Annotated in this window: 14 protein-coding genes; 6 read left to right on the forward strand and 8 right to left on the reverse strand. The window is 75.9% G+C overall.

All coding sequences use genetic code 11. The features are described from left to right. Positions 1-2: 2 nt before the first annotated feature. The gene (locus tag HL054_RS18140) at positions 3-1,220 is read right to left on the reverse strand and encodes a cysteine desulfurase-like protein (RefSeq protein WP_369140464.1); all 1,218 of its coding nucleotides are present in this window, start codon (positions 1,218-1,220) and stop codon (positions 3-5) included. A gap of 99 nt (positions 1,221-1,319) precedes the next feature. On the opposite strand from HL054_RS18140, the gene HL054_RS18145 reads away from it, so the two are divergent. Further along, positions 1,320-1,856, forward strand: coding sequence for a bacterial proteasome activator family protein (locus tag HL054_RS18145; RefSeq protein WP_369140465.1), 537 nt, complete (start codon positions 1,320-1,322; stop codon positions 1,854-1,856). 134 nt (positions 1,857-1,990) lie between these two features. Here HL054_RS18145 and HL054_RS18150 read toward each other — a convergent pair whose 3' ends face one another. The 4 genes from HL054_RS18150 to serS form a co-directional block, all read right to left on the reverse strand. Then, positions 1,991-3,619: a methyl-accepting chemotaxis protein gene (locus tag HL054_RS18150; protein WP_369140466.1), complete on the reverse strand. Its 1,629-nt coding sequence runs from the start codon at positions 3,617-3,619 to the stop codon at positions 1,991-1,993. Positions 3,620-3,734: 115 nt separating this feature from the next. Continuing rightward, on the reverse strand, positions 3,735-4,544 hold the full coding sequence (locus HL054_RS18155; RefSeq protein WP_369140467.1) for an HAD family hydrolase: 810 nt from the start codon (positions 4,542-4,544) through the stop codon (positions 3,735-3,737). After that, positions 4,537-5,478 carry an HAD family hydrolase gene (locus tag HL054_RS18160; protein ID WP_369140468.1) on the reverse strand — a complete coding sequence of 314 codons (942 nt, stop codon included), beginning with the start codon at positions 5,476-5,478 and terminating at the stop codon, positions 4,537-4,539. Before HL054_RS18160 ends, HL054_RS18155 begins: the two co-directional genes overlap by 8 nt. After that, positions 5,475-6,773, reverse strand: a complete 1,299-nt coding sequence (gene serS, locus HL054_RS18165; RefSeq protein WP_369140469.1) for a serine--tRNA ligase — start codon at positions 6,771-6,773, stop codon at positions 5,475-5,477. Before serS ends, HL054_RS18160 begins: the two co-directional genes overlap by 4 nt. Before the next feature lie 101 nt (positions 6,774-6,874). On the opposite strand from serS, the gene HL054_RS18170 reads away from it, so the two are divergent. The 3 genes from HL054_RS18170 to HL054_RS18180 all read left to right on the forward strand — a co-directional run bounded on the left by HL054_RS18170 (position 6,875) and on the right by HL054_RS18180 (position 9,167). Beyond that, positions 6,875-8,308, forward strand: a complete 1,434-nt coding sequence (locus tag HL054_RS18170; RefSeq protein ID WP_369140470.1) for a GuaB1 family IMP dehydrogenase-related protein — start codon at positions 6,875-6,877, stop codon at positions 8,306-8,308. Beyond that, positions 8,305-8,652, forward strand: a complete 348-nt coding sequence (locus HL054_RS18175; RefSeq protein WP_369140471.1) for a metallopeptidase family protein — start codon at positions 8,305-8,307, stop codon at positions 8,650-8,652. The genes HL054_RS18170 and HL054_RS18175 overlap by 4 nt, the downstream gene beginning before the upstream one ends. A 176-nt stretch (positions 8,653-8,828) precedes the next feature. Continuing rightward, positions 8,829-9,167 (forward strand): GroES family chaperonin, encoded by a 339-nt coding sequence (locus HL054_RS18180; RefSeq protein ID WP_369140472.1) that lies wholly within the window; start codon positions 8,829-8,831, stop codon positions 9,165-9,167. Position 9,168: 1 nt separating this feature from the next. On the opposite strand, the gene HL054_RS18185 is transcribed toward HL054_RS18180, so the two are convergent. From HL054_RS18185 to pheA, 3 genes are all read right to left on the reverse strand, one after another. After that, a complete protein-coding gene (locus tag HL054_RS18185) occupies positions 9,169-9,615 on the reverse strand; it encodes a MerR family transcriptional regulator (protein ID WP_369140473.1) in 447 nt (148 codons plus the stop codon). Position 9,616: 1 nt separating this feature from the next. Then, complete coding sequence (locus HL054_RS18190) at positions 9,617-10,645, reverse strand: NAD(P)-dependent alcohol dehydrogenase (protein WP_369140474.1); 1,029 nt, start codon at positions 10,643-10,645, stop codon at positions 9,617-9,619. Between the two features lie 159 nt (positions 10,646-10,804). Then, positions 10,805-11,767: a prephenate dehydratase gene (pheA, locus tag HL054_RS18195; RefSeq protein WP_369140475.1), complete on the reverse strand. Its 963-nt coding sequence runs from the start codon at positions 11,765-11,767 to the stop codon at positions 10,805-10,807. Between the two features lie 125 nt (positions 11,768-11,892). On the opposite strand from pheA, the gene HL054_RS18200 reads away from it, so the two are divergent. Both HL054_RS18200 and HL054_RS18205 read left to right on the forward strand, forming a co-directional pair. Next, positions 11,893-13,665: a diguanylate cyclase gene (locus HL054_RS18200; RefSeq protein WP_369140476.1), complete on the forward strand. Its 1,773-nt coding sequence runs from the start codon at positions 11,893-11,895 to the stop codon at positions 13,663-13,665. A gap of 136 nt (positions 13,666-13,801) precedes the next feature. Then, positions 13,802-16,714: a diguanylate cyclase domain-containing protein gene (locus tag HL054_RS18205; RefSeq protein WP_369140477.1), complete on the forward strand. Its 2,913-nt coding sequence runs from the start codon at positions 13,802-13,804 to the stop codon at positions 16,712-16,714. Positions 16,715-16,798 lie beyond the last annotated feature (84 nt).

Raw genomic sequence — 16,798 nt, forward strand, 5'->3', positions numbered from 1 at the left:
CCTCAGCGCAGGGCGGAGACGTGGTCGATGAGGTGACCGACCTCCTCGGGCGTGTTGTAGTGCATCAGCCCGAGCCGCACCGCGCCGCCTGCCTCGTTGGCGCCGATCGCGTCGAACAGCTCCCGGGAGTAGAAGTCGCCGTCCCAGGCGCACACGCCCCGGCGGGCGAGCTCGCGGGCCACCTGCCGCGGCCGCATCCGCGACACGGTGATCGACATGGTCGGCGTCCGGTACTGCGGGGAGCCGAGCACCTGCACGTGCGCCATCGACCGCAGCGCGTCGTCCAGCCAGTCGAACAGCCGCGCCTCGTACCGGGCGACCGCCTCCATCGACACGGCCAACCGGTTGCGCCGGGTCCCGGGGACGTCGGCGCACAGCGCGGCCAGGTGGTCGACCGACGCGGCCACCCCGGCGTAGAGCTCGAACGGCGGGGTGCCCTGCTCGAACCGGTCGGGCACCCGGTCGGGGGCCGGCACCAGCTTGTCCGGGCGGAGCTCCTCCAGCAGACCCGGGTGCGCGATCACCGCGCCGACGTGCGGACCACCCCACTTGTAGGCGCTCAGCGCCAGGAAGTCGGCCTCCAGGTCGATCACGTCCAGCGGCATGTGGGCGGCCGCGTGGGCCGCGTCCACGTAGACCAGCGCGCCGACCCGGTGCGCCCGCTGGGCGATGGCGGCGACGTCCGGGCAGGTGCCGATGGCGCTGCTGGCCGCGGTCACCGCCACCAGCCGGGTCCGGTCGGTGAGCAGGTCGTCGTACTGCCAGTCCGGCAGCTCACCGGTCTCGATGTCCACCTCGGCCCACTTGACGACCATCCCCAGCTCGGCGGCGATCTGCAGCCAGGGCCGCACGTTCGCGTCGTGGTCCAGCCGGCTGACCACGATCTCGTCACCGGCCCGCCAGTGCTTCCCCAGGGCGCGGGCGAAGGTGTAGGTCAGCGTGGTCAGGTTCGGCCCGAGCACCACCCCGGCCGGCGAGGCGCCCACCAGGTCCGCGATGGCCGACCGCGCGCCGGAGACCAGCTGCTCGGCCCGGGCGGAGGAGGCGAACACCCCGCCGCGGTTCGCGATGGGCACCCGCATCGCCTGGGACACCGCACGGACGACGCTCTCCGGCATCAGCGCCCCACCGGGCCCGTCGGCGTGCAGCAGCCCGTCGGACAGCCCGGGGAACAGGCCGCGGACGCGGGCGACGTCCAGCAGACGCGCCCCCGACGACATGCGGGGAGCGTAGTTCGTCGTCCAGCCCGACCCCGGTGCGCGGGCTCCCCACCGGCACACCCCGGCGGCAGGTGGCGCGCGCGGGGCAGGATGGGGGGCATGACTGCACCAGGCCCCGGTGAGCCGCACGCCCAGCAGGTCCTCGTCGTCGGCCCCGACGGCCAGCCGGTCGGGGCGATGGCCATGCCCCATGACGGCGACGACGGCGCGGGCATGGGCGGTGTCGGCGACCTCGTCGAGCAGCCCGCGAAGGTGATGCGGATCGGCACGATGATCAAGCAGCTGCTGGAGGAGGTCCGGGCGGCGCCGCTGGACGACGCCAGCCGCAACCGGCTGCGCGACATCCACGCCTCGTCGATCCGGGAGCTCGAGCAGGGCCTCGCCCCGGAGCTGCGGGAGGAGCTCGAGCGGATCACGCTGCCGTTCAACGAGGACGAGACGCCGTCGGACGCCGAACTGCGGATCGCGCAGGCCCAGCTGGTCGGCTGGCTGGAGGGCGTCTTCCACGGCATCCAGACCGCGCTGTTCGCCCAGCAGATGGCCGCCCGCGCCCAGCTCGAGGAGATGCGGCGCAAGGCCCTGCCCCCCGGCGCCCCGGCGCAGGACCACCGCCCCGGCGGCGGCCAGTACCTCTGACACCGCCGTCCGCTGTCCGCTTTGCGCTTTCGATCAGGTCCCCTGATCGACGGCCGTCCTCCCGCACCGGCGTTGGTGCGGGAGGACGGCGTTTGATCAGGGGACCTGATCCAAGACCAGGGCGGCGGCGGGCCTCAGACGGTGAAGCGGCTGACGGCGTGCTGCAGCTCGTCGCTCATCCGGGCGAGCTCGGCGGCGGACCGCTGGGCGTCGTCGACCCGCTCGTTGGTCTCCGCGGTGCCGGCCGCCAGCCCGGTGATCGCGGTGGCGATGCTGCGGGAGCTGCCGGCCGCCTCGGCGACGTTGCGGTTCATCTCGTTGGTGGTCGCGGTCTGCTCCTCGACCGCCGCGGCGATCGTCGCCTGGTAGTCGTTGATCTGGCCGATCACCGAGCTGATCTCCCCGATCGCGTCCACCGCACCGGCGGTGTCGGCCTGGATCGCCTCCACCCGCCGCGAGATGTCCTCGGTCGCCCGCGCCGTCTCCTGCGCCAGCTCCTTGACCTCGCTGGCCACCACGGCGAAGCCCTTGCCCGCCTCGCCGGCCCGCGCCGCCTCGATCGTGGCGTTGAGCGCCAGCAGGTTGGTCTGCTCGGCGATGCCGTTGATCAGCTTCACCACCGTCGCGATCTCCTGCGAGGAGTCGCCGAGCTTGCCGACGGTCCGCGTCGTGTTCTCCGCGACCGCCACCGCCTGCCCGGCCACCCGCGAGGCCTCGCTGGCGTTCTGCGAGATCTCCCGGATCGCCGCCTCCATCTGCTGCGAGCCGGTCGCCACGGTGTCCACGCTCGACGCGACCTCACCGGCCGAGGCGACGACGACGTCGGACTGGCCGGCCGCCGTCCGCGCGTTCGCCGACATCGACTGCGCACCCGCGCTGAGCTGCGAGGAGGCGGCGGCCAGCCGGCCGGCCGAGTCGTTGACCAGGGTCAGCACGCCGCTGAGCGCGTCGAGGGTCTCGTCGAGGGAGACGGCCACCTGCTCCAGCTCGGCGCCGCCGGTCCGGCCGGCACGCGCCCGCAGGTCACCGGCGGTCACCTGGGCCAGCACCTCGCGGATCCGCTGCACCGGCCGGGTGACGCTGCGAGCGACCACCACGGCGAGGACGACGGAGACCGCCAGCCCGAGCAGCACCACCAGGACGGTGAGCGTGCGGGCGGAGGTGTACGCGGCCGCGGCCTCGTCGGCGGTGGCGCTGGCGACGGCGGACTGCGCGTCGCTGGCGGTGTTGAGCGCCTCGATGGCGTCGATCTCGGCCTGCTGCAGGTCCGGCAGCAGCCGCACCAGGGCCGAGGCGTCACCGGCGGCGATCTCCGCGCCGAGCCGGGCGGAGGTGTCGTCGAAGCGCTGCACGGCGTCCTGGAAGGCGACGAACGCCGCGGTCACCTCGGGCTGCAGCTGCTCGCCCTCCAGCGACTCGGCGTACTCGGCCATCCGGGTGCGGGCGGCGGCGGCCTGCTCCACGACGGTGCTGACGGCCTCGGGGGTCAGGCCGGCCGAGCGCCCGCGCGCGTCGTTCGCCTGGTACTCCCACCAGGACGAGCGCAGCATCAGCAGCTCGCGGAGCGGGACGGTGCCCTCCTGGTAGACCTCCTCGGCCTGCTGGCTGAGCACCGACATCCGCTGGACGCCGAACGCGCCGACCACCAGGGTGGCCAGGGCGACGGTCAGGAAGGCGGCCAGCAGGCGGCTGCGCAGTCCGAACCGGGATCCCAGCGGACGGTCGGTCGGGGTGGCCTCGTCGTCGGCCCGGACGTCGGTCATGGCGTGCCTCTCTGCCGGGCGCTGCTCTGCGCCGTCTCGAGAGCTGTGATCGGCAGGCCCGGTACCGATTCCAGGCGAGTGCGGGAAACGGTACGAGGTCGCCCGGTTCCGCCGGTCAGTGCGGCAGGCTGGCCAGGAAGGCCGCGACCCCGTCGGCGTCGTTGAGCTCGGTGACGTCGGTGGCCGCGGCCAGCACGTCCGCGTGGGCGTTCGCCATCGCCACCGCGCGCCCGCCGCCCTCCCGCACCCAGTCGAAGGCGGCCAGGTCGTTGGGCATGTCGCCGAAGTAGACGACGTCACCGGCGTCCAGCCCGCGCTCAGCGGCGAGCCGGGCCAGGCCGCTGGCCTTGGTGACGCCCCGGGCGGAGATCTCGGCGAGGGCGTCGGTGGAGGAGTTGGTGACGGTGGCCGTCGCCCCGACCACGTCGCTGACCAGGTCGACGAACTCGTCCCGGGGCAGGTCCTCGTGCCGCGCGAGCAGCTTGGCCACCGGCTGGGACACCATCTCGGCCAGCGTCGCGACCGCCACGCCGGGGGCGTTCACGTCCCACCGCGGCTGGTACACCGGCTCGTGGCGGAACTGGTCGCCGTACTCGACGGCGAACCAGGTGCCCGGCTGCCGGCGGCGCAGCTCGCCGGTGATCGCGGACAGCACGTCGGGGGTCAGCGGGTCCTCGTCGAGCACGGTGAACGGGGCCAGGTCCAGCAGCACGGCGCCGTTGCAGCAGATGGCGATGCCGCCGCCCAACCGCTCGCGGACGCCGAGCATCCACCGCGGCGGCCGGCCGGTGGCGATGACCAGCGGGACGCCGGCGTCCGACCAGCGCCGCAGCTCGGCCAGGGTGGCGTCGCTGATCGTCTCGTCGCTGCGCAGCAGCGTGCCGTCGAGGTCGCTGACGATGAGCTTGGGTCGCCAGTCAGACACCGGCGCTCCCCAGGGCCAGCACGGCCTCGACGTACCGGGCGACCCCGTCGGCGTCCGAGCCGCTGGTCCGGTCGGCCGCGGCCGCCAGCACCTCGGGGTGCGCGTTGGCCATCGCCACCGAGCGCCCGCCGGCCGCGGTGACGGCCCGGATCATCGGCAGGTCGTTGGGCATGTCGCCGAACACCAGGACGTCGCCGAAGCCGAGCCCGTGGTGGTCGAGGGCCACCGCCAGCCCGGTGGCCTTGGTGACGCCCGGGGGCAGCACCTCGATGAAGCCGAGGCCGGCGTGGGTCAGCTCGGCGACGGCCGGGTCGACCACCCCGCGGGCGAGCCGGAGCAGCTCGTCCTCCCCGAGCCGGGGGGAACGCAGGAAGACCTTGAGCACCGCGCCCACCGGCAGCACCTCGTGCCGGGGCAGCAGGTGCGCCGGCTCCGGGTAGGGCCAGTCGAAGCCGTGCTGCACGCGCAGCGGGCGCAGGGCCTCGGACTGCTCGGCGGCGTCCTCGACGGCCACGACCAGCTCACCGGCCGCGGCCTCGATCGCACCGATCACCGCGGTGGCGTCCTCGTTGGACATCCCCACGGTGCGCAGCACCTCGGTCCGTCCCCCGTCGCCGAAGTCGACGACGTACCCGCCCTGTGCGAGCACCGCGATGCCGGTGCCGCCCATCGCGGCCCGGACGCTGTCCAGCAGCCGCGGGCCCCGGCCGGTGACCCCGACGAACGGGATCCCGACGGCGCGGCAGGCGTCGATCGCGGCGCGGGTGCGGGGGCTGACCTCACCGGCGGAGCTCAGCAGCGTGCCGTCCAGGTCGCTGGCGACCAGCCGCGGCCGCCAGCCGTCCAGGGCCGCGGCCAGGTCGCCGAGCTCGACGACGGTGCCGGCCCCCGACTCCGGCACGAACGCCGGCCGGACCGGGTGGGACGCCGTCATGCCGGGGGCCCGGCCACCGCGGCCAGCGACATGCCGGGGGTCAGCTCGGCGTGGCCCCCCAGCCACGGGCGCAGGGCCACCGGCACGTGCACCGAGCCGTCGGCCCGCTGGTGCACCTCGAGCAGGCAGGCGATGGTCCGGGCGATCGCGCACAGCGTGCCGTTGAGCGTGGCGGCCGGCTGCGGCTTGCCGTCGGCGTCCCGGGTGCGGATCTGCAGCCGGCGGGCCTGGAAGGTGGTGCAGTCCGAGGTGCTGGTCAGCTCGCGGTAGGTGCCCTGGCTCGGGAACCACGCCTCGATGTCGAACTTGCGGGCGGCGCTGGTGCCCAGGTCGCCGGCGGCGATGTCGACCACCCGGTAGGGGAGCTCCAGGGCCTGCAGGAACTCCTCCTCCCACTGCAGCAGGCGGAGGTGCTCGGCGGCGGCCTCCTCGGGGGCGCAGAAGCTGAACATCTCGACCTTGTCGAACCAGTGCACCCGGATGATGCCGCGGGTGTCCTTGCCGTAGGAGCCGGCCTCGCGGCGGAAGCAGGAGGACCAGCCGGCGTAACGCCGCGGTCCGGCGGACAGGTCGAGCACCTCGCGGGCGTGCATCCCGGCGAGCGCGACCTCCGACGTCCCCACGAGGTAGAGGTCGTCCCGCTCGATCCGGTACACCTCCTCGTCGTGCTCGCCGAGGAAGCCGGTGCCCTCCATCGCCTCGGGCTTGACCAGCGCCGGCGCGACCACCGGGGTGAAGCCGGCCGCCACCGCGCGGGTGATCGCCAGCTGGGCGAGGGCGAACTCCAGCATCGCGCCGGGCCCGGTGAGGAAGTAGAAGCGGGCACCGGAGACCTTGGCGCCGCGCTCCATGTCGATGGCGCCGAGCGCCTCGCCGATCTGCAGGTGGTCCCTGACCTCGAAGTCGTAGGCGGGCACCTCGCCCACGGTGCGCAGGGTGACCGCGTCGTCCTCGCCGCCCGGGGGCACGTCGGGGTGGACGACGTTGGGGATGCGCAGGTGGACGGCGTGCAGCGCGGCGTCCGCGGTGCGCTCGGCCTCCTCGGCCTCCTTCACCTGCGCGGCCAGCGCCTTGGCCTTCTCCAGCAGGGCGGGGCGTTCCTCGGCCGACGCGCCGCGGACCGCCTGGGAGGCCGCCTTCTGCTCCGCCCGCAGGTCGTCGGCGGCCTTGACCCCGGCGCGCCGGTCGGCGTCCGCGGCGAGCAGGGCGTCGACCAGGGACTCGTCGGCGCCCCGGGCACGCTGGCTGGCGCGGACGAGGTCGGGGTTCTCGCGGACGAGGCGCAGGTCGATCACGCCCTGATCGTAGGTGTCCCCGGGAGGACGCCCCGTGGTCCCACCGGAGTCCGGGTGTGGCACACGGTGACCCCGGACCCGGCCTACGCGACAATGGGGGCATGCGGTTCCTCGGTGACGCCCGTCCGGCCCACGACCTGACCTACGCCGACGTCTTCATGGTGCCGGCGCACTCCACGGTCGGCTCCCGGCTGGAGGTGGACCTGACCACCCCCGACCGGGTCGGGACGACGATCCCGGTCGTGGTCGCCAACATGACCGCGATCTCCGGACGGCGGATGGCCGAGACCATCGCCCGCCGCGGTGGGCTGGCCGTGCTGCCGCAGGACATCCCGATCGACGTCGTCGGCGAGGTCGTGTCCTGGGTCAAGGCCCGGCACACCGTCTACGACACCCCGATCACCCTGGGCCCCACCTCGACCGTCGCCGAGGCGCTGTCGCTGATGGGCAAGCGGGCGCACGGCGTCGTCGTGGTCGTCCAGGGCGGCCGGCCGGTCGGCATCGTCACCGACGGGTCCTGCGCCGGCGTCGACCGGTTCACCCAGCTGTCCGAGGTCATGACCCCCGACCCGCTGACCATCCCGGCCGGCACCGACCTGCCCAAGGTCTTCGACGTGCTGTCCGACGAGCGGGTCAACGCCGCGCCGGTCGTGGAGGGCGACCAGCTGGTCGGGCTGATCACCCGCAAGGGCGCGCTGCGCTCGGCGATCTACGCCCCCGCGCTCGACGCCGGCGGCCGGCTGCTCACCTCCGCCGCGGTCGGCATCAACGGCGACGTCGCGGGCAAGGCGGCGGCGCTGATGGCGCACGGGGTCGACGTCCTGGTCGTGGACACCGCGCACGGGCACCAGGAGAAGGCGCTCGAGGCGGTCGCGGCCGTGCGCTCGGTGGCCGGCAGCACCCCGGTCGTGGCCGGCAACGTGGTCACCGCGCAGGGCACCCGCGACCTGGTCGAGGCCGGGGCGGACGTCGTCAAGGTCGGCGTCGGCCCGGGCGCCATGTGCACCACCCGGATGATGACCGGGGTCGGTCGCCCGCAGTTCTCCGCGGTCGAGGAGTGCGCCGCCGCGGCCCGCGAGCTGGGGAAGCACGTCTGGGCCGACGGCGGGGTGCGGCACCCCCGCGACGTCGCGCTGGCGCTGGCCGCCGGTGCCGCCAACGTGATGGTCGGCTCCTGGTTCGCCGGCACCTACGAGAGCGCCGGCGACCTGTACGACGACGGCGCCGGCCGCCGGTACAAGGAGAGCTTCGGGATGGCCTCGGCCCGCGCGGTCAGAGCGCGCACGTCGGGGGCCTCGGGCTTCGAGCGGGCCCGCGCCGGGATGTTCGAGGAGGGCATCAGCTCCTCGCGGATGTACCTGGACCCGGCCCGCCCGGGCGTCGAGGACCTGGTCGACGGGATCGTCGCCGGCGTCCGGTCGTCGTGCACCTACGCCGGCGCCCGCACCGTCGACGAGCTGCACGAGCGCGCGGTGCTGGGGGTGCAGAGCGCGGCCGGCTACGAGGAGGGCCGCCCCATGCCGACCAGCTGGTGAACGCCGTCCCGCTGGCCCGGTTCGAGGAGCTGGTGGCCGACGCGCTCGACGAGGTGCCGGCGGAGCTGCTCGGCCTGCTGGACAACGTCGTCGTCCTGGTGGAGGACCGGCACCCCGACGAGCCGGACCTGCTCGGGCTCTACGACGGGTACGCGCTCACCGAGCGGGGCGCCGACTACGGCGGCGCGCTGCCGGACCGGATCATGATCTACCGCGAGGCGATCTGCGACATCTGCGAGGACGAGGAGCAGGTGGCCGAGGAGGTCACCGTCACCGTCGTACACGAGATCGCGCACCACTTCGGCATCGACGACGAGAAGCTGCACGCCCTCGGCTGGGGCTGACCGCACTCCCCCACGCCGCGCTTTCGCGCGCCTTCCCACGCGCGGTTTCGCGCGCCTTCCCACGCGCGCCTTCCCACGCGCGGTTTCGCGCGCCTTCCCACGCGCGGTTTCGCGCGCCTTCCCACGGGGGGCTTGCGCGGGACCGCGCGTGTGCGGGCCGGGTAGCGTTGCCGGACGTGCCCGAGGACGTCGACCGGACCGCCGGCTCGCTGCCGATCAAGATGCTGCACGACCGCCTGCTGGTCTCCCTCCGCAAGGAGGACGGAGACCGCCGGTCCAGCGGCGGCATCCTGATCCCTGCCACCGCGCAGGTCGCCAAGCGGCTGGTGTGGGGCGAGGCCCGGGGCGTCGGGCCGAACGTGCGGCAGGTCAAGGTGGGCGACCGGGTGCTGTTCTCCCCCGAGGACCAGCACGAGGTCGAGGTGCACGGCGAGGACCTGGTGATCCTGCGCGAGCGCGACGTGCACGCCGTCGCCGCCGAGCGGATCGAGGAGTCGACCGGGCTCTACCTGTAGGTCACGACCCCCGCGACGTGCGCCAGTCGGCGTCCTCCGGCGGCTGGTCCTCGCAGTCCAGCCCCGCGGCCACCAGCTCCCGGTACACCGCGATCTTGTCCCGGACGACCTCGCGGTCGACCGCCAGCTGGCGGACCTGCTCCTCGATCAGCCGCTCCTGCCGCTCCAGCAGGGCGAGCCGCTCGGTGTGGTGGCGCAGCTGCCCGCCGCCGAGCTGGACGAAGGCCCGCACGTCGGCGACCGGCATGCCGGTGCGCCGCAGCGCCTGCACGAGGGCGATGAACCGGACGACGGAGGGCGGGTAGCGGCGCTGCCCGGTCGCCGTCCGCTCGACCAGCGGGATCAGCCCCTGGCGCTCGTACCAGCGGAGCGTGTCGATGCTCAGGCCGGTCCGCTCGGCCACCTGGCCGATCGCCAGGCTCTCCGCCACTCCGGTCGTGCCCGCCACGTCAGGCCGTCACTGCCAGCACGAAGCGCCAGCGGACGTCGTTGCGGGCCAGCCGCTGCAGCGCCGTGTTCACCTCGGCCAGCGGCAGCACCTCGACGTCTGCGGTGAGCCCGTGCTCGCCGCAGAAGTCGAGCATCTCCTGGGTCTCCGCGGTGCCGGCGGAGCCGGAGACGGTCAGGGTGCGACCGAGCAGCGCCATTGGTGGCACCACGTACTGCGCCGGGAGGCCGAGCACGCAGAGCGTCCCGTCCAGCCGCAGGGCGCCGAGGTAGGGGGCGAGGTCGTGCGCGCTGGAGGCGGTGTCGAGCACGAAGTCCAGCGTGCCGGCGACCGCGGCCACCGCCGCGGCGTCGGTGGACACGACGACGTCGTGCGCGCCGAGAGCCCGGGCGTCGTCGGCCTTGGCCGCGGAGGTGGTGAAGACGGTGACCCGCGCACCGAGGGCGACGGCGAACCTGACCGCGAGGTGGCCCAGCCCGCCCAGTCCGACGACGCCGACCTGCGCCCCGGGCCCGACGCCGGCTCGGCGCAGCGGCGACCAGGTGGTGGCGCCGGCGCACATCAGCGGCGCGACGGCGGCCGGGTCGAGGCCGGCGGGCAGGGCGTAGGCGAAGGCGTCGCGGACGACGTACTCCGTCGCGTACGCCCCCTGCGTGGGGGTGCCGTCGCGCAGGTCGCGGCCGCCGTACGTGGTCGCGGGGAACTCCGTGCAGTAGGGCTCCCGGTGCGCGAGGCAGTTCACGCAGACGCCGCACGAGTCGACGATGTTGCCCACGGCCACCGCGTCGCCGACCCGGAAGCGGGTGACGTCCCGGCCGACCGCGGTCACCTCGCCGGTGAACTCGTGGCCGGGCACGAGCGGCGGGTCACCGGCGGCCCGGCTCTCGACGGCGTGCAGGTCGCTGTGGCAGACGCCGACGTGGGTCACCCGCACCGCGACGTCGTCGTCCCGGAGGTCGCGGCGGGCGAACTCGATCGGGCGGAGGTCCTCGTGCGGCTCGTACGCCGCGTACCCGGCCACTGGTCTCATGCCGCAGACGCTAGGAGCTGGAGTGCACTCCAGCGCAACCGCGGCGGACGGGCCGCCCGACGCGGGTGTGACGGACCGGTCCTCGGCGGGGCTTTGCGCCCAGTGCTCGAGGCAGCACACTGGGTCACCGTGACGGGCAGATCGAGGGGGGCGACGGTGTCAGACCGCTGCGCCCCCGCGCACCCGTCCCAGCCACGCCTGCGCCGCGGCGAAGGCCTCGTCGCCCACCCGCTCCTCCACCGGCTTGCCCGCACCGGCGTCCGCCCGGGGGTAGGAGCCCAGGAACCGGACGTCGGCGCACAGCCGGTGCAGCGCGGCCAGCGCGTCGCCGACCCGCGCGTCGAGGACGTGGCCCTCGCAGTCGAGGGAGAAGGAGTAGACGCCCAGCCGCTCCCGGGTGGGCCGGGACTCGATCCGGGTCAGGCTGATGCCGCGCACGGCGAACTCGGCCAGCAGGTCCAGCAGCGCACCGGTCCGGTCGCGGACGACGGCGGTGATCGTGGTCTTGTCCGCGCCCGTGGGGCCGGGCAGCGGCCCGGGCCGCTGGACCAGCACGAACCGGGTGACCGCGCCGGGGTGGTCGGCCAGGTCGGTGGCGACGGCGGTCAGCCCGTAGCGCTCCGCGGCGATCGCGGCGCAGACGGCGGCGTCGTACTCGCCGTCGGCGACCCGGCGGGCGGCGTCCGCGGTGGAGGCGGTCGGCACCACGTCGGCGTCGGGCAGCAGCCCGGCGACCCGGCCGCGGCACTGGGCCAGCGCGTGCGGGTGGCTGGCCACGCTGCGCACGTCGGCCGTCGTGGTGCCGGGCCGGACGGCGAGCACGAAGCCCACCTCCAGGAAGACCTCCCGGGTGATCACCAGCGGGTCGCCGTCGACGAGCCCGTCCATGGTGGCCGGCACGGAGCCCTCGACCGAGTTCTCCAGCGGCACCAGCGCCGCCGCGCAGTCCCCGGCCCGGACGGCGGCCAGCGCGGCGGGGATGCTGGCCTCCGGGCGGGCGTAGACCTCGGCCGCGGGGCCCATCGACCGGACGAGGCTGACGAGCGCAGCCTCGGCGAAGGTACCCTCGGGCCCCAGATAGGCGAACCTCGTCGGCGCTGCGCTGTGTCCTGCACTCGGCATCCGGTGAGGGTAGTGCGGCCGTCCCGGGGACCCGCTCCAGTCGGGTGCCCGGTGCGGGGGGAGCTGCCTCGTCACCAGCCGGGAACGCGCACCGCGCGGACCCCGACAGTTGACAGGAGGGACGCGTGACCCCGGGGCCCGCAACGGTCGAGGAGGACCTCCTCGACGCCGTCCGCTGGCGGCTGCTGGCCGCCAGCGACGCCGACGCCCGGGTGTTCGCCGCCGAGCTGGCCCTGGCCGCGGACGCGCTGGCCGCCACCGGCGACGCCTGCTGGGACGCCTGGGCCGCCGCCTTCGCCGCCCGGGCCGCGCTGCTGGACGGCGACGTGGACCGCTCGGCGGCCCAGGTCGCGGTCGCCCGGGCCGCCCTGGAGCAGTGCCGGGTCTCGGCCGAGCGCGCGCTGACCCTGGCGTACCTGGCGAACGTCGAGATCGCCGCCGACCGGTTCGACGCCGCCCTGCACCTGGCCGTGGACGCCAGCCTGCTGGCCGACCAGGTGGCCACCGAGCCGCCGAGCCGGTCGCTGCACCAGGCCCACCACTGGCTGTCCCTGGCGCTGACCCGGCTCGACCTCGAGGAGCTGGCCGTCGCCCAGGCGATGCGCGGCGTGCAGGTGGCGGCGGCGCTGCCCGACCTCGGCGACCACTGGCAGCTGCTCCGGCTGTGCGCCCAGCAGCACGCGGAGCTGGCCCAGACCGTGCACCGCCGCGGCGACCAGGACCGGTGCGCCGAGCTCGCCGCGGTGGCGGTCCGCAGCGCCACCGCGGCGCGCGAGCTGCCGTGGGAGCCCACCGACGCCGACAGCGACCTGCTCGACGTCGTCCAGGCGTGGGCGATGACGCTGCGCGGCGAGCTGGACGACGCGCTGCCGCCGCTGCGCCGGGTGCGCCGGCACCTCGCCGCCGGGGCCGCCGACGGCGCCGCCCTGTGGCTGGCCGGGTACGCCGACCTCGTGCTGGCCCGGCTGCTGGGCCGGCTGAGCGCCCGCGACGGCGGCAGCCGCCTGGGCGGGGAGGCCGTCGAGCTGCTGGTCACCGCCTCGGGCGCGTTCGCCGCGGCCGGTGACCGCCGGCGGTACCGCCAGTGCCTGCTGGAGCTGGGGCAGGCGGCGGCCGCGGTCGGCCTGACCACCGAGGCGCTGCACTGGCTGGAGGCCTACCGCGCGGAGACCTCGTCGGACCACCTGCGGCACCGCGAGCTGTGGGCGGAGATGTTCGTCCGCCGGAGCCGGCTGCGCGAGGCCGAACGGCAGACCGCGGTGCTCCGCCGGCACGCCCTGGAGGACACCCTGACCGGCCTGGGCAACCGGCGGTCCGCCGAGCGGCGGATGGCCGACCTGCGGGCCGACCGCGAGCCGGTGTCCCTCGGCATCGTCGACGTCGACGGCTTCAAGTCGGTCAACGACGCCAACTCCCACCTGCACGGGGACGCGGTGCTCCGCCGGGTCGCCGAGCTGCTGCGCCAGCACAGCCGCGTCGGCGACGAGGTGTTCCGCTGGGCCGGCGACGAGTTCGTCGTGGTGCTCCCCAACACCGGCGAGGCGCAGGCCCTCGTCGTGATGGAGCGGCTGCGCAGCGCCGTGGCCGACGCCGACTGGGCCGCCCTCGACGTCCCGGTGCCGGTCACCGTGAGCATCGGGCTGGCCACCACCGGCCCCGCGGGGACGCCGGGGCCGCGCAGCTGGCGCGAGCTGTTCGACGACGCCGACCTGCAGCTGTTCGGCGCCAAGCGCAGCGGCCGCAACCGGGTCCGCGCCGCCGGCAGCCAGCTGCCCCTGCCGCCGAACCGGACGGCGGTGCTGCCGGCGGCCTCGGTCGACGAGCTGGTCGCCGAGGTGCTGGGCGGCGCGCCCCGCCGTCCGGGCTGGGCGTTCGACGAGGGCGGGATGGCCTCGTGAGCCGGCGGTCCCGACCGCGCAGGACCAGCTCGTGAACGCCCGGCGGGCCCGCCGGGCGGGCGAGCCGCCGGCGCTGCTGCGCCGTGCCCACCCCCCGGTGCGTGACACGCCCGGCCCCACCGGGCAGAGTGCCCTCGTGCCGCCCGGGGTCCTGCACCAGCAGGTGAGCACCGCGCTGACGAACTGGCAGCTGGACGCCGCCGAGGCGCTGCTGCGCCAGGTCGACGACGACGCGGCCGCCGACCGCGGCCCGGCACCCCTGACCTCGCTGGCCCGCGCCTGGGCCGACACGCTGCGGGCCGAGCTGCTGGTCCGCCGGCTGCGGCTGGCCGGCTACTCGCTGCTCGGCGACCCGCTGGTCGAGGGCGGCCCCGAGCAGGACGGCCCGCTCGACCTCAACCCGGCCCCCAGGGCCACCGGCGACGCCACCGGCCCCGGGGCCCCCGGCGACCGGGGCTCGCGGACCGAGTCCGCGACCCACGCCGCGCACGCCATCGCGCTGGTCCGCTCGGCCCGGGCGGCCTTCGACGCCCAGGACGACGACCTGCAGCGCGCCGCGGGGCTGGCCCGGCACGCCCGGATCGAGCTGCTGTCCCGCCGGGTCGACGCGGCGATGGACGAGGCGGTCGAGGCCGCCAGCCTGCTCGACCCGGGGCTGCCGGCCGGCCCGCTGCTGGTGCACACGCTCGGCGCGCTGGCCACGGTGCTCGCCGACCTGGAGCTGATGCCGCTGGCGCTGGACTACCAGCACCGGGCCGCCGACGCCGCCGAGCAGCTGGCCGCGGTCCCCGGCGAGCGGGCCACCGACGTCGACCGGCAGTCCGCCCGCCGGCTCGCCGCCGAGGCCGGCACCCGGCTGGCCGCGCTCTGCGCCGAGCTGGGCGAGGGGCTGCTGGACGACGGCAGCGCGGAGGCCGCCGCCCCGCACTTCGCCCAGGCGCGGGAGCTGGCCGAGCGGGCGCTGGCGCAGTTCCCCGCCGAGGACCGCGGCGTGCTCGACGCCCAGGCGGTGCGCGGGTGGGCGCTGGTCGGCACCGGTGAGCACCGGCTGGCCGCCGACCTGCTGCGCCGCGTCGTCCCGGCGGCCACCGCTGCCGAGGACCGCGCGCTGACCGCCTCCGCGGAGCTGGCCCTGGGCCGGGCGCTGCGCCGCTCCGGTGACCCCCGGGCCGCCGACGACCACCTGGCCGCCGGGCTGGCGCTGGCCACCGAGCACGGGCTGGCGCGGCTGCGCCGGGCCGCGCTGCGCGAGCTGTGCACGCTGCACGCCGAGCTGGACGACGCCGCCCGCGCCCTGCCGTACCTGCAGGCCTACCTCGCCGACGAGCTGGACCGGGTCGACGAGCGGCGGACCCGCTGGGTGGAGCTGTTCGGCCGGCGCAAGAGCCTGCTGGAGACCGAGCGGGCCGCCGGGCAGCTGCGCCGGCAGGCCTACGAGGACCCGCTCACCCACCTGCCCAACCGCCGGTACGCCGAGGCACGGCTGGACGGGCTGCTGTCCGCCGGTGCGGTGCCGGCGCTGGCCGTGGTCGACATCGACCGGTTCAAGGCGATCAACGACGCCGCCGGGCACCCGGGCGGCGACGCCGTGCTGCGCGCGGTCGGGCAGCTGCTCGTCGACGGCTGCCGGGACACCGACGAGGTCTGCCGCTGGGCCGGCGACGAGTTCGTCATCCTGCTGCCCGACACCACCGCCGAGCAGGCCGAGCGGGCGATGGAGCGGATCCGCCGCTCGATCGCCGCCCACGACTGGTCGGCCCTCGGCGTCGAGGTGCCGGTGCGGATCAGCGTCGGCATCGCCCAGGCCGCCCGCGGCGACGACCGCCGGACGCTGTTCGCCGCCGCCGACGGGGTGCTCTACGACGCCAAGCGGGCCGGTCGCGACCGCGTCGTCCGGCTGTCCGGGGTGACCCAGACCCGGGACGCCGACACGGCGCCGGCCGGCGTCCCGGAGACGGCCGCGACGACGGCCATCATGGGGACCATGAGCTCCTCCCCGCTGGACGACCTGACCGACGACCAGCAGGCGACGGACCCGGCGGACGCGGCCGGCGGCTTCGCCCCGCTGCTCGTGGAGCCCGCCGACCAGCCGTTCGTCGTGGACTCCGTCGTCGTGGAGCCCGGCGACGACGAGGCCGCGGACGACGAGCCCGCGGACGACGAGCTCGAGGACCGGGCCGAGGACGAGCCGGCGGACGAGGTCGACGAGGAGCCGGTGCGGCCGCGCAGCCCGCTCGACGAGCTGTTCGGCGGCCCGGTGCGCCGGCCCGGCGGCCGCCGGATCGGCCCGGTCGACCCCGCCCCCGAGCCGGCCCCTGAGCTGCCCCCGGAACCGGCCCTCCCGCCGGCCCCGCCCGCTCCCCCGGCCGCTCCGCCCGTCGCGCCGGCGGCTGCGGTCGGCACCCCGGCGTCCCGGGGACCCGTCCCGGTGTCCGGGCCCGACGTCATCTGGGGCACCGGCCGCAGCACCGAGCAGGTGCTCGCCCTGGTCCGCGAGGCCCGCCGCGAGCACCCCGACCACCCCGCGGTGGTGGTCCGGGCCAGCGCCGACACCCTGGTCGCGCTGGCCAGCGAGCACGACGCCTACACCACCATGGACCACGCCGCGATGGCCGCGGCGGTCGGCCCGATCCCCGAGCCGGTCGGCCAGGTCGGCGTGCTGTGCGCCAGCAGCGGCGACACCCCGATCGCCGCCGAGGCGGCCTTCGTCGCCCGGGTCACCGGCACGGGGGTGGTCCGCGTCGACGACGTCGGCGGCAGCCGGCTCCGCCCGCTGGTCTCCGACACCTCGCTGCTCACCGACGTCGACTGCCTGGTCGTGGTCGCCGGGCTGGACGCCGCCCTGGCCAGCGTGGTCAGCGGGCTGACCGAGGTGCCGGTGGTCGCCGTCCCGACGTCGGCCGGGCAGGGCGCGAGCTCCTTCGGCGGGTTCAGCGCGCTGCTGACCATGCTGAACTCGGCCGCGCCGGGCGTGGTCGTCAGCAACATCGACAACGGCTGGTCGGCCGGCGTCTTCGCCGCGCGGATCGCGAGGAGAACCGCGAGGTGACCACGCGGCCGGAGGCTCCGCGGGGGCGTCGCGGGGCCGGAGGCTCCCGACGCACGCGCGGCCAACGGCTCAGCGCAGATCGGG

The sequence above is a fragment of the Modestobacter versicolor genome (assembly GCF_041028285.1).
Classification (GTDB): Bacteria; Actinomycetota; Actinomycetes; order Mycobacteriales; family Geodermatophilaceae; genus Modestobacter; species Modestobacter versicolor_A.